Consider the following 12533-nt stretch of genomic DNA (forward strand, 5'->3'; position numbering starts at 1 on the left):
GCGGGAAAAGTCCTGCAATGATGCCGGCTAAATGAGGCGGATTCGCTAGGCGCGGCAGGCAGCGCGGGAATTTTCTGCTGTCTCGTGCCGCGCCACCTGACCGGCGCGTCAGCTTGCTCCCGCCGCTGCCGCATCGCCGGACGCCGCTGCACGCCCGCCTGCCGCCTCGAAGGCGGCCTGCCGCTGGCGCAGCTCGACCAGCATGTTGCAGAACAGCGCGCCCTGCTCGATCGCGTCGTCGAGCGCGACATGCGTGTGCGGATGATCGTCGAACCAGTGCTTCGGGAAGCGCGGCTTGATCGCCTTGCGGTAGGGCAGGCCGGTCAGCGCGAAGGCCAGCGTCTTGATGTCGAGCGCGGACCACGAGAAGGGGCAGCGTCCCGCGAAACGCATCATGTACCAGAACATGAAGGTGAAATCGAAGCCGGCCGGCATTGCCACGAACACCGGCTTGCCGGGCAGCGCCTCGACCCAGTCCACATAGGCCACCAGCGCCGCCTCGGGCGCCTGCAGGTCCTGGCGGCAGGCCGCCCAGGCCTCGGGCTGGGTCTTCCACCAGGCTTCCTGCACCGGGTGCGCGGCCGCGCCGGGCAGCGTCTCCAGGTTGGCCGAGAAGGTCGCGATCAGTTGCTTGTCCTCGGTATAGGCGGCCGAGGCGAAGCTGAGCATCGAGTGCGGGCCGGGGATCGGGCCGTCGGCCTCGACGTCGGTGCTGACGTAGATCTCGCCGCTCATCCGAACCTCCGGTCCGCCACGAAGGGATTGCTCTCGCGCTCGTCGCCGAAGGTCGACACCGGGCCGTGGCCTGGCACGAAGGTGACGTCGTCGCCGAGCGGCCAGAGCTTCTCGCGGATCGAGCGCAGCAGGTCCTCGTGGTTGCCGCGCGGGAAGTCGGTGCGGCCGATCGAACCCGCGAACAGCACGTCGCCGACGATCGCCAGCCGGTGCTCGCGGCTGAAGAACACCACGTGGCCCGGCGTGTGGCCCGGGCAGTGATAGACCTCCAACGTTTCCGCGCCGACCGTGACGGTGTCGCCGTCGCCGAGCCAGCGCGCCGGCTCGAAGGCCTCGGCCGTGCCGCCGAAGCCGAAGCGCTGGCTTTGCGCCGGTAGCTGGTCGATCCAGAAGCGCTCTTCCTCGTGCGGCCCCTCGATCGGCACGCCGTAGTGCTCGGCCAGCGCCTTGGCGCCGGCGCAGTGATCGAGGTGGCCGTGCGTGATCAGCACCTTCTCGACCTTGGCCTGCTGCCGCTCGACCTCGCCGCGGATCAGCTCGAGATCGCCGCCCGGATCGACGACGGCGGCGCGCCCCGTCTGTTCGCAGACGATCAGCGAACAATTCTGCTGGAACGGGGTGACGGGTATCAGCGTGACTTTCATGGCGGCGGGGAGGCGGCTCGGCTGGGAGTAAAGGCTCGATTGTACTGGCTCGTCCGCCCGCGCGTGCCTCGGGGCGAGCCGGCCGGACGGCCGCCGCGCGGGGCCGCCGCCACGCCCGCCGGGCGTCCCGCAGCGGCCGTACCCGGGATTGCATCATAGGGAGAATCAATCAAGGGGACAGGCCGTTTTGCGGGACACCATTTTCATTTCTGTATAATGCGGCCCATTGTGCGTGGTTCCACCACGCGTTCTAGCAGGCGCAAAGGCACCGCAAAAGCGGGCCGACACGCCGTCAATGCACTAGCCGCCGGCCTACCGGCGGCGCATCCAGTGCCGATTCATCGGTACTCACGTCTTGTCCGGCCGGGCGCCACGCGCACCCGCCGCGGCCATGCTGTCGCATGCCGGATGAGGCCTATGTCGCCGTTCCTGTGTCCCGCCGATCGGCAGGGCGCGCGAACCGGTCAGCCGGTTCGATGGCGACATTTGGGGTCTGGTCAGGCTGCCGGGGACAGGTTGCGCCAGACGTGAAAGCTAATCAGGACGGTCGCGGCAGTACGACAGCCGCACCAGTGCAAGCCATCTGCTCGCAACGAGCAGGGGCGTGCGCGCATATCCGTCCGGGCCGTATTTTCCAGCAGTCGCGGCCCGCACCTATAGGCGACACGTCGATGAAATTTCGATTGCCGAGGCAACTCGGCCCAGTAGTGATGATGGCCGCGCTCACCGGATGCGCGATGCCGCCCAATGCCGCCAACGACCAGGCGGCCAACCAGTCCAATCCGGCCAGGGACGCGCTGCGCACGTCTGCCGCGAGCGCGGCGAATGCCGCCGACGATGGCGACGGCAAGCAGTTCGACTCGGCGCTGGCGACCATGCCGACCACCGACTCGCAGGACGCCAAGCGCGCCTCGCTGGCCGACGCGGAGCCGATCGACGCGGCCGACGTGTCCGATTTCCGCCAGAGCGGCAAGGCCTCGTGGTACGGCCGCGCCTTCCATGGCCGGCGCACCGCCAACGGCGAACGCTTCGACATGAACGAGCTGACCGCCGCGCATCGCACCCTGCCGCTGTCGTCCTACGTGAAGGTGATCAACCAGAGCAACGGCAAGTCGGTGGTGGTGAAGATCAACGACCGCGGCCCGTTCAAGCGCGGCCGCGTGCTCGATCTCTCGTATGCGGCGGCCAAGATCATCGGCCTGGTCCATGCGGGCACCGGCAGCGTCAAGATCGTCGGGCTGTCGCCCGAGCAGGCGAAGGTCGCGCGCGACGAGATGGTCGCTTCGGCTTCGCAGACACACTGAGCTTCATTCGCGCGGCATCCGGCTGGCCAGCCGGACCAGCAGCCGTGCAGCGACACGAGCGGCGTGACGGGTTCACGCCGCTTGCTGCTTTCCAGGCGTCGCCGGCGGCCGGCCGCCGGCCCTGCCGCGTCAGTCTCCTTCGGCCTCTTCCTTCAGTTCGAGCGCGCGCGCATACAGCGTGTTGCGCGATGCGCCCGTCAGCGCCGCGGCCAGCTTCGCCGCCCCCTTTACCGGCACCTCCGACAGCAGCAGCCTGAGCAGCGCATCGTGCGCGGCCGGATCGTCCTCGCCTTGCGGCGCGCTCGCGCCTTCCACCACGATCGCGAACTCGCCGCGCTGGCGGTTGCTGTCGCCGGCCAGCCAGGCTGGCCCTTCGGCCAGGGTGCCGACGAACACGTCCTCGTGTAATTTCGTCAGTTCGCGGCCGATCAGCAGGCGCCGCTCGCCGCCGAAGGCCTGGGCGAGCGCCTCGACGGTCTCGACGATGCGATGCGGCGCCTCGTAGAACACCAGCGCGTAGGGATGGGCCTTGAGCGGCTCGAGCGCGGCGGCGCGCTGCTTGGGCTTGGGCGGCAGGAAGCCCGCGAAGGTGAAGGGCCCGGCCCAGTCGCCGGCGATGCTCACGGCGGTGGCGGCCGCGTTCGCGCCGGGCAGCGGTACCACCGGCAGCGCGGCGGCGCGCACCGCGTCCACCAGCTTGGCGCCGGGGTCCGAGATGCCGGGCGTGCCCGCGTCGGAAACATAGGCGATCCGCTCGCCGGCCAGCAGCAGCTCGACGATGCGCCCCGCCGCCTCGCGCTCGTTGTGCTCGTGCACGGCCAACAGCGGCTTGGAGATGCTGTAGCGCGACAGCAGCTGGCCGGTGTTGCGCGTGTCCTCGGCGGCGATGCGGTCGGCCAGCGCGAGCACGTGCAGCGCGCGCAGCGTGATGTCGGCCGCGTTGCCGATCGGCGTCGCGACCACGTAGAGCGTGCCGGCGGGATAGTGCTGCGATTGCGCGAGATCGGGGAGGGCAGTCATGACGGAGAAGGCGCGACGGCGCGCGGCGGGCGGAACAAGGCCCGCATTGTGCCATGCGGGTGACACGGCTTCGCGCGGCGCGGCGGGCGATGGCGCTGGCAAAGCGTTGCGCGAAGGGGCCGCCGCCGGCGAGGCCGACAACTTTTCCGCGCGGGGTGGGTCGAAACGCGTCGGCGAGCGCTTCGAGCAGCAGGCGCGGCGCTTCCTGGAGCGGCAGGGGCTGGCCTTCGTGGCCGCCAACCTGGTGGTGCGCGGCGGCGAGCTCGACCTGCTGATGCGCGAGCGCGACGGCAGCCTGGTGTTCGTCGAGGTGCGCGCGCGCCGGCAGGCGCGCCACGGCGGCGCGCTGGCGAGCATCGGCCTGCACAAGCGGCGCCGCCTGGTGCAGGCCGCGCGGCTGGTGTGGGCGCGCTTCGGCGGCCATTGCGCGTGCCGCTTCGACGTGATCGCCTTCGAGGCCGGGCGGCTGGTCTGGCTGCGCGACGCGTTCCGCGCCGACGACATCTAGCGCGTGCGGCGCGCGCGCTTGTTGTGTCGAGATGTAAGGGACCCGGCGGTGATGGCCGCGGAGTACGGTAAACTCGCCGCACCCACGCTACCGCGCGGCGCTCGATGCGCGTTTCACGCCAGGCTCCGCTCCGGGTTTCAACTCGATAGGAATCGATGTCAGTCGAACGTATTCAGCAACATATCCGCGACAACGCCACGCTTGCGCTCGAGGTGCTCGACGCGCTGTCGTTGCCGATCGCGGCCGCCGTCGACGCGATGTTCATGGCGCTCGCGAACGGCAACAAGATTCTCGCCTGCGGCGACGGCCCTTCGGCCGCCATGGCCGAGCGGCTCGCCAATGCGCTGGTCGGCGGTTTCGAGCGCGAGCGGCCGAGCCTGCCGGGCCTCGCGCTGGCCACCGACGCGAGCCGTGCCGGCCCGCTGGCGGGCGGCGAGGCGGCCGACCAGATCTTCGCGCAGCAACTGCGCGCGCTCGGCCAGACCGGCGACGTGCTGGTGGTGATCGATCCCGCCGGCGACACGCCGCGCGCGCTGGCCGCGGCCGCCGAGGCACGCGAGCGCGAGATCACCGTGATCGCGCTGACGGGCAAGGGCGGCGAGCTGGCCGCCGCGCTGTCCGATACCGATATCCATATCGGCGTGCCGTCCGACCGGGCGTTGCGCATCCAGGAAGTCCATCTGCTGACCATCCATTGCCTCTGCGACGGCATCGACGCGATGCTGCTGGGCGAGGACTGATTCCAAGGAGAGCTTGTCGATGACACCGAGCCGCGTCGGACCGACGCTTGTGAGAACCACCCTGATGATCGCCTTGTCGGCCGGCCTGGCCGCCAGCCTGCAGGGCTGCGTGCTGGCCTTCGCCGGCGCGGCGGCCGGCGGCGGCGCGCTGATCGCCACCGATCGCCGCACGCTGGGCGCGCAGACCGAGGATCGCGAGATCCAGATCAAGGCGGCCTCGCAGATCAAGAGCGGCCTGCCGGACGAGGCGCACGTCAACGTGACGGTGTTCAACCGGCGCGTGCTGCTGACCGGCGAGGTGCCGAACGACGCCTCGAAGCAGCGTGCCGAGGAGATCGTGCGCGCCATCAACAACGTCAACGCGATCGTCAACGAACTGGCGATCCAGCCGGCCGCCACGCTGTCCGACCGCACCAACGATTCCTATCTCGAAGGCCGCGTGAAGACCGCGCTGATCGCCGAGAAGGGTATTTCGGCGAACGACTTCAAGGTGGTCTGCGAGCGCGGCAACGTCTATCTGCTGGGCCTGGTGACGGTCGACGAGGGCAGCCGCGGCGCCGATGTCGCGAGCCGCGTGCCGGGCGTGGTGCAGGTGGTGAAGGTGTTCCAGTACATCAAGCCGGCCGACGCGCCGGGCCTGTCCAACGCCAGCGCGCCTGCCAGCGACGCCGGCGTGTCGCAGCCGGCGCCGGCCGTCGACGTCGGCCCGACGGTGGGCGCGGTGCCCGATTCGAGCGTGACCGCCACGCCGCTGCAATCGCCGGCGCCGGTTTCGGCCTCGCCGAACGTGCATCCGGGCAATCCGAAGGCGGGGTCGCAATGAGCGGTGGTGTCACGATCCGCCGCGCCGCGGCCTTCGCCGCGACGGCGGTGCTGCTGGGCGCGGGCCTGGCGGCGGCGCCTGCCGCGCGCGCGGCCGACGACGGCCTGCGCGTGGCGCGCGCCAATGCCTGCATGGGCTGCCACGCGGTCGACCGCAAGCTGGTGGGTCCCTCGTTCAAGGACGTGGCCGCGCGCTACAAGAACGATCCGGGCGCGGCCGCCAAGCTCGAGAAGAAGGTCCGAGACGGCGGCTCGGGCGTGTGGGGCGTGATCCCGATGCCGGCCCATCCCGGCATGAGCGACGCCGACGTGAAGGCCGTCGTCAAATGGGTGCTGGCAGGCTCGCCGTCCTGAACGGCGGGCGGCGAGGGGTGATAAAGATCCCTTCGCGAGACCGCCCGAGCCGCCCGCGAAAAACTTTTTGGGGCGGCTTGCCATCCTCGTCGCGGCTTGTGTATGATCGACGGATGTTGGGGGGGTAGCTCAGCTGGGAGAGCGTCGCGTTCGCAATGCGAAGGTCGGGAGTTCGATCCTCCTCCTCTCCACCAACGAATCACCAGAAAGCCGGCCTTGTGCCGGCTTTCTTCATTTCCGGCGCGGTTTCATCCGCCCACCGCTCCCTCCAGCAGGAAGAACACCACGAAGCCGACGAAGAACGCCGCTGTCGCCAGCGGCGTGTCGGGCACCTCATGCGCCTCGGTCAGCAGTTCCTCGGTGACCAGGTACAGCAGCGCGACCGTGCCGAGCCCGAGCAGGGCCGCGTAAGGCGTGGGCGGCAGCCCCGAGAACACGGCGTTGCCGATCACCGCCGCCAGGCTCAGCAGCGCCGACATCGCCATCGGGATCGCGATCGCCAGCGTGCGGCCGATGCCGGCCGCGGCGAGCGCCGCGCTGACCGAGAGCGCGAGGAACAGCACTTCCAGCGTCAGCGCGACGGTCAGGATCAGCCCGGTCTGGTCGCCGGCCGAGAAGGCGATGCCGAGCACCAGGCCGTCGATCAGCAGGTCGATGGCGGTGACGATGATCAGGCTGACCGGCAGGCGCGCCGTCTCGAGCCGGGTCTCGACCACCCGCGACAGCGCGCGGATCGCCAGCATCAGGCCGAGCCCCAGCGCGAAGCCGACCACCACGGGCAGGCTGGCGTAGGTGCGGTCCTTGGGCAGCAGTTCTAGCGCGGCGGCCGAGAACACGATGCCGGCGGTGAAGTGCTGGATCAGGCTCGAGGTGGCCGGGCGGGGCGGCCGCAGCGCGGCGACCAGCGCGCCGAGGCAGGCCGCCACGATGGGCGGCAGCGTCAGCAGGGCGAGTTTGACGGCGGGAGTCATGGCGCGTTCAGGCGGCGGGCGCCGCGCATTGCGGGCAGAACCGCGCGCCGGCCGGCAGCGTATTCCGGCATTGTGAGCAGGCCGCCGCCAGCAGGGCCGCCGCGCATTGGCTGCAGAACCGCGCGCCACGCGGGCTGGGCGCGCGGCATTGCGGGCAGGCCACGGGATCGGCCGCCGAAGGTAGCGAGGACGGCGCCGGTGACGCGGCGGGCGAAGGTAGCTGCCGCTCGCCGCGATGATGCCCCGACCCCGTCGACGACGCATGACCCTGTCCGCCGCCGTGATGGCCGCCGTGCCGCTTGTTTCCCCAGAAACTCATTCCGTACTCCTTGATAAAGAGCGCGATGGCGCGAGAGGCGCACCCGCCGGGCGGGCCCGCGGCAGGGCAGCCGTTGCCGTGCCGAGGATCGCAGGAACGTAGTAAACACCCTGAAGCCACTTCAGGGTCAACCGCGCGGAGCACGATTCGCCGCGCGGCCCGGGATCGCCTAGTTCGGCAGCTTGACCGGCACCGGCCGCGTCAGCAGGTCGACGTAGTAGTCGAAGAAGCGCGCGTTGTCGAAGCGCTTCACGATCCGCATCTTCTGCAGGCCCGGCGGCGGATTGCTGGCATACCCGGTCGACTTGCCGTCGTTCGCGCCGAAGCTGGTGTCCACGTCCACCCATTCGTCGACGGTCTGGGTCGCGAAGCTCGGGTCCATCAGGTAGGCGATGGTCAGGGTGTCCCAGATGTTGGTGGTGTAGTTGGGATTGGTCTCGAAGCCGTTCTTGCCGTCGAAGCCATAACCGTTCAACTGCTTGAAGATTTGCGTGATGGCGGTCTGCTTGGCGGGATCGCGCGTGATGCGGTCGTAGACGCTCTTGTCCATGCGCACCGTGTCGGTCACGTCGAGCGGCACCACCACCTGCTTGATCGGCAGGCGCAGCACCTCGCGCGCGGCCTCGGGATCGAACCACCAGTTGAACTCGGCCCTCGGCGTGGTGTTGCCGGGCACGTCGATGGCCCCGCCCATGTAGATGATCTGCTTGATCATCGGCACGATCTCGGGATGCTGGCGCGTGGCGAGCGCGATGTTGGTGAGCGGCCCGATCGCGAGGATCGTCACCTGGCCCGGGTTCTGTTTGACGCTGTCGACGATGAAGTCGACGGCGCTCTTGGCCTGCAACCTGGTATGCGTGGCGAAGCCGTCGGGCGGCGCGACCAGGTCGGCATCCGATTTCGGCTCGGGCGTGTTCCAGGCGCCCAGGTAGCCGTCGCCGCCCGGGGATTGCGCGAGTTCGCGCTGGATGGTGGCGTAGTCGTGCGACAGCGCGTAGTTGGCGCCGGCATACACGCCGACCCGGTCGCCCACGCCGAGCCGCTCGACCGACTTCAGCGCATCCGCCACGCCTTGCCTGAGCCATTGATTGCCGGACACCACCGAGATGCCGAGCACCTCGATGCGGCCTTGCGCCTGCAGTTGGGCGGCCATCACGCCGAGCTGGCCGTCGTCGCTCATGGTGTTGTAGTCGCTGTCGATGATGACCTTGGGCGCCGCGCCTTGGGGCTGCAGCGTGTCGGCGCCGCCGCAGCCGGCCAGGGCGGCGCCCAGTCCCGCGATGCCCGCCGTCAGTGCCAGCTTGAGAATCCAGTGCTTCATGCATGCCTCCGATGTTGTGATGGGTAGCCCGCGCCGTTCGGCATGTCCCCTCGGACCGGCGCGGTGCAAGCATTCTGTATGAACAAGCGGGTCCGGATCAATCTCCGGCGTGGCATCGCCGTCGCGCCTGCCTCGCCCGGCATGGATTCCGGCTGCGACGTTCTAACTTACGAATGCAAATAGTAATGATTCGCGTTTACGATACAATCGCCCGCGGCAGCCTCCCGGAATATGGGTTGGGGGCGCCGATCGAGAACCACTCAAAACGGGGAGTAGCAGATGCAGTTCAAACGTCGTTTCGTCAGGATCGTCGTGCCGGCCGTGCTCGCGAAGACTTGCGCCGTGGCGATGGCCGAGCCCAATGCGGTGGAGACGGCGCGGCCGTCGCGCCAGGCGGAGGGTGGCGCGTCCTCGTCGCCGCTGCGCCGCGAGGAGACCCTCAAGGCGATCTCGGTGACCGCGAATCGCGTGGGGACCACCCAGTTGAGCCGCACCGCCGCCTCGGTATCGGTGATCACCAGCGACGATATCGACGACAACAACGCACGCGACATCAAGGACGCGCTGAAGTACGAGCCGGGCGTCGAGGTGCGCCGCCAGGCCTATCGGCCAAACGGCATCACGGGCGTGTCGGGGCGCGCCGGCAACGAGGGCATCAATATCCGCGGCCTGGAGGGCAATCGCGTGCTGATGCTCGAGGACGGCATGCCGCTGCCGCAGTCGTTCGCCTTCGGCTCGGGCGCCGCGGGCCGCGGCGACTATCTCAACACCGATCTCTACGAGCGCATCGAGGTGCTGCGCGGGCCGACCTCGGTGCTGTACGGCAGCGACGGCCTGACCGGCGCCGTCAACTTCGTCACCAAGGACCCGAAGGCGCTGCTGGCGATCTACCGCAAGCCGACCTATTTCTCGCTCAAGGGCGGCTACGATTCGACCGACCGCAGCTGGGGCTCGACGGCGACCGCCGCGTTCGGCGGCGAGCGCGTGCAGGGCATGCTGGTGCTGAGCGGCCGCCACGGCCACGAGACCGACAACCAGGGCGAGGTGGGCGGGCTCGGCGCGAACCGCTCGAAGCCGGATCCGCTGACCTACAACAACCGCAACGCGCTGGGCAAGATCGTGTTCCGGCTCAGCCGCGAGGACACGCTGAAGCTGACCGCCGAGACGCTCGACAACACCAATTCCAGCGATGGCCTGTCCCAGCTCGGCGGCGCTTATCAATGGGGTGGGCGCAGCTCGCGCGACTACACGGCGAACCGCTACGTGACCGGCAACGATGTGCAGAGCAATCGCGTCAAGCTCGACTACGATCACCGCGACGACAGCAACCCGTATTTCCAGCAGCTGCACGCTTCGGTCTACTACCGAAATGCCCAGACCCACCAGACGCTCGACATCGGCGGCCTGAGCGCGACGGGCGCCGCGGCCAGCCGCTCGCGCGTGAACGACTATCGCGACAACATCCTGGGCGGCAACCTGGTGGCCGACAGCCGCTTCGCCACCGGCGCCTGGCGGCACCAGCTCACCTACGGCTTCGACGTCAGCGTCTCGCACTACAGCACCTCGAGCTCGGCGGCGGGCGAGTGGGTGCCGGGCGGCGACGGTTATCCGGAAGTGTTCCCGAAGACCACCCAGACCAACTTCGGCGCCTACCTGCAGGACGAGGCGCGCTGGGATCGCCTGAGCATCGTGCCGGGCGTGCGCTTCGACTGGTTCCGCATGACGCCGCACGCGGACGCGACCTACAACACCGCCGCGGCCACCTCGACCAAGCCGACCACCGGCCTCACCGACAACGCGGTGTCGCCGCGCCTGGCGCTGCTCTACGAGGTGACGCCGGCCCTGGTGCCCTATGTGCAATACGCACGCGGCTTCCGCGCGCCCTCGGCCTACCAGGTCAACAGCTACTACAACCCGGCCGGCTCCTATGGCCTGTTCTACCAGCAGGTCGGCAACCCGAACCTGCGGCCGGAAACCAGCAACACCTTCGAACTCGGCACGCGCGGCAAGTTCGGCGTCGGCGCGGGCCACGTGAACTACAGCCTGGCCGGCTTCGCGGGGCGCTACAACGACTTCATCGACACCAAGGTGGTGGGCGGCAACGTGCGCTCGCCGAACGATCCGTACACGGTGCAGTACGTGAATTTCTCGAAGGCCTCGATCCGCGGCCTCGAGGCCAAGGCCGACTGGCTGGTCAACGACAGCCTGGAAGTGAAGGGCGGCCTGGCCTGGATCCGCGGCACCGAAACCAAGGACGGCGTGACCACCGGGCTGGATACGGTGCCGCCGCTCGCGGTGGTGCTGGGGCTGCGCTACACCGGGGGCGAGCGCTGGTTCGCGGGCGTCGACCTGACCTACAACTCGCGCAAGAGCAAGTCCGACATGTCGGATCCGAGCTTCTATTCCACGCCCTCGTTCACCATCGTCGACCTGCACGCTGGCTATCGCTTCTCGCGCCACGTCAGCCTGACGGCCGGCATCAACAACCTGTTCGACCGCAAGTACTGGGTCTGGAACGACGTGCGCGGCCTGAAGGACAGCGACGGCGCCGCCACCATCGCGGCCCTTACCGCCCCGGGCCGCAATTTCAATGTCGGCATGAAGATCGATTTCTGATCGGCCGGCCAGGACTTCCCGCTTTTTCATGACCGAGGACACCGCATCATGACCACTGCCTCCACCACCGGCGCCCAGGCCGCCACCCATTCCTATACCCAGGACGCGGCCTCGCTGGCCGCGCTGCGGCGCGATTTCACCATGCTGCGCACCGAGCGCAAGCTGCGCCACCGCGATGCCGCCGCCACGCTCGGCGTGAGCGAGGGCGAGGCGCTGGCCGCCTTCGTCGGCGAGCACGTGGTGCGCCTCGATGCGCGCTTCGTCGAACTCTACGAGGCGATCCCGCTGCTCGGCACGGTGATGACGCTGACCCGCAACGAGGCGGCCGTGCACGAGAAGATCGGCCAGTTCGAGAAGATGAGCCACGACGGCCAGGTCGGGCTCGCGCTCGGCAGCGCGATCGACCTGCGCATCTTCTACGGCAAGTGGGCCTCGGCCTTCGCGGTGCGCGAGGCGAGCGAGCAGGGCGGCGAGCGCAAGAGCCTGCAGTTCTTCGACGCGCAGGGCACCGCGATCACCAAGCTCTACCTGCGTGCCGACAGCGACCACGCGGCCTTCGACGCGCTGGTGACGCGCCACGCGGCGGTGCCGCAGGCCGCGGGCCTGGCGGTCGCGCCCGCGCCGGCGCCCGCCGTCGGCCGCGAGGACCGCGAGATCGACCTGGCCGGCTTCCGGGCCGCCTGGGACGCGATGCAGGACACCCACGAGTTCTTCGGCATGCTGCGCAAGTTCGGCGCGGGCCGCCTGCAGGCGCTGCGGCTGGCCGGCGAGTCGCGCGCGCGGCGGCTGGAGGATGGCGCGCTGCGCGCGCTGTTCGACGACGTGGCCGCGAGCGGCCTGCCGATCATGGTGTTCGTCGGCAATACCGGGATGATCCAGATCCATACCGGGCCGGTGGCGAACCTGGTGCCGATGGGGCCCTGGCTCAACGTGATGGATCCCGATTTCAACCTGCACCTGCGCACCGACCTGGTCGACAGCGCCTGGCTGGTGCGCAAGCCGACCAGCGACGGCGTGGTCAGCTCGGTCGAGTTGTTCGACGAGCGCGGCGAGACCATCGCCATGCTGTTCGGCGCGCGCAAGCCGGGCGCGCCGGAGCTGGCGGGCTGGCGCGAGGCGCTGGCGCGGCTCGCGCCGGCGGCCGATCGCGACGAGGTGCAGGCATGAGCGCGCGGCACG

Annotated in this window: 12 protein-coding genes, 1 tRNA gene and 1 pseudogene; 8 read left to right on the forward strand and 6 right to left on the reverse strand. The window is 69.4% G+C overall.

What is annotated here, in order from left to right; all coding sequences use genetic code 11:
- Nucleotides 1–186 precede the first annotated feature (186 nt).
- Together F3J18_RS23660 and F3J18_RS23665 are read right to left on the reverse strand one after the other, a co-directional pair.
- Nucleotides 187–735 (reverse strand): annotated as a pseudogene (locus F3J18_RS23660) (exonuclease); the annotation flags it as partial.
- Complete coding sequence (locus tag F3J18_RS23665) at nucleotides 732–1379, reverse strand: MBL fold metallo-hydrolase (RefSeq protein WP_025101384.1); 648 nt, start codon at nucleotides 1377–1379, stop codon at nucleotides 732–734. The gene F3J18_RS23665 and the pseudogene F3J18_RS23660, both read right to left, overlap by 4 nt.
- Before the next feature lie 671 nt (nucleotides 1380–2050).
- On the opposite strand from F3J18_RS23665, the gene F3J18_RS23670 reads away from it, so the two are divergent.
- On the forward strand, nucleotides 2051–2683 hold the full coding sequence (locus F3J18_RS23670; protein WP_166914549.1) for a septal ring lytic transglycosylase RlpA family protein: 633 nt from the start codon (nucleotides 2051–2053) through the stop codon (nucleotides 2681–2683).
- A 129-nt stretch (nucleotides 2684–2812) separates the two neighbouring features.
- Here the strand turns inward: F3J18_RS23670 and rsmI are convergent, their stop codons facing one another.
- Nucleotides 2813–3703 carry a 16S rRNA (cytidine(1402)-2'-O)-methyltransferase gene (rsmI, locus tag F3J18_RS23675; protein WP_166914551.1) on the reverse strand — a complete coding sequence of 297 codons (891 nt, stop codon included), beginning with the start codon at nucleotides 3701–3703 and terminating at the stop codon, nucleotides 2813–2815.
- Here rsmI and F3J18_RS23680 point away from each other — a divergent pair.
- The 5 genes from F3J18_RS23680 to F3J18_RS23700 all read left to right on the forward strand — a co-directional run bounded on the left by F3J18_RS23680 (nucleotide 3702) and on the right by F3J18_RS23700 (nucleotide 6321).
- Nucleotides 3702–4211 carry a YraN family protein gene (locus F3J18_RS23680; RefSeq protein ID WP_166914553.1) on the forward strand — a complete coding sequence of 170 codons (510 nt, stop codon included), beginning with the start codon at nucleotides 3702–3704 and terminating at the stop codon, nucleotides 4209–4211. The two genes, rsmI and F3J18_RS23680, sit on opposite strands and share 2 nt — an antisense overlap.
- A 155-nt stretch (nucleotides 4212–4366) precedes the next feature.
- Nucleotides 4367–4951, forward strand: coding sequence for an SIS domain-containing protein (locus F3J18_RS23685; protein WP_025101380.1), 585 nt, complete (start codon nucleotides 4367–4369; stop codon nucleotides 4949–4951).
- A gap of 19 nt (nucleotides 4952–4970) precedes the next feature.
- Nucleotides 4971–5774: a BON domain-containing protein gene (locus tag F3J18_RS23690; RefSeq protein WP_025101379.1), complete on the forward strand. Its 804-nt coding sequence runs from the start codon at nucleotides 4971–4973 to the stop codon at nucleotides 5772–5774.
- Nucleotides 5771–6127 carry a c-type cytochrome gene (locus F3J18_RS23695; protein ID WP_036038280.1) on the forward strand — a complete coding sequence of 119 codons (357 nt, stop codon included), beginning with the start codon at nucleotides 5771–5773 and terminating at the stop codon, nucleotides 6125–6127. Before F3J18_RS23690 ends, F3J18_RS23695 begins: the two co-directional genes overlap by 4 nt.
- A 118-nt stretch (nucleotides 6128–6245) precedes the next feature.
- A tRNA-Ala gene (locus F3J18_RS23700) sits at nucleotides 6246–6321 on the forward strand.
- Nucleotides 6322–6375: 54 nt separating this feature from the next.
- On the opposite strand, the gene F3J18_RS23705 is transcribed toward F3J18_RS23700, so the two are convergent.
- The 3 genes from F3J18_RS23705 to F3J18_RS23715 form a co-directional block, all read right to left on the reverse strand.
- Nucleotides 6376–7098 (reverse strand): hypothetical protein, encoded by a 723-nt coding sequence (locus F3J18_RS23705; protein WP_017919822.1) that lies wholly within the window; start codon nucleotides 7096–7098, stop codon nucleotides 6376–6378.
- A 7-nt stretch (nucleotides 7099–7105) separates the two neighbouring features.
- Nucleotides 7106–7417, reverse strand: a complete 312-nt coding sequence (locus F3J18_RS23710) for a zinc ribbon domain-containing protein (RefSeq protein ID WP_166914555.1) — start codon at nucleotides 7415–7417, stop codon at nucleotides 7106–7108.
- Between the two features lie 169 nt (nucleotides 7418–7586).
- Nucleotides 7587–8738: a nucleoside hydrolase gene (locus tag F3J18_RS23715; protein ID WP_166914557.1), complete on the reverse strand. Its 1152-nt coding sequence runs from the start codon at nucleotides 8736–8738 to the stop codon at nucleotides 7587–7589.
- Between the two features lie 279 nt (nucleotides 8739–9017).
- On the opposite strand from F3J18_RS23715, the gene F3J18_RS23720 reads away from it, so the two are divergent.
- Both F3J18_RS23720 and F3J18_RS23725 read left to right on the forward strand, forming a co-directional pair.
- Nucleotides 9018–11354, forward strand: a complete 2337-nt coding sequence (locus F3J18_RS23720) for a TonB-dependent hemoglobin/transferrin/lactoferrin family receptor (RefSeq protein ID WP_166914558.1) — start codon at nucleotides 9018–9020, stop codon at nucleotides 11352–11354.
- 141 nt (nucleotides 11355–11495) lie between these two features.
- Nucleotides 11496–12521, forward strand: a complete 1026-nt coding sequence (locus F3J18_RS23725) for a ChuX/HutX family heme-like substrate-binding protein (protein ID WP_240156429.1) — start codon at nucleotides 11496–11498, stop codon at nucleotides 12519–12521.
- Nucleotides 12522–12533 lie beyond the last annotated feature (12 nt).

Source organism: Burkholderia sp. Ax-1720, from assembly GCF_011753035.1.
GTDB classification, from domain to species: Bacteria; Pseudomonadota; Gammaproteobacteria; order Burkholderiales; family Burkholderiaceae; genus Burkholderia; species Burkholderia gladioli.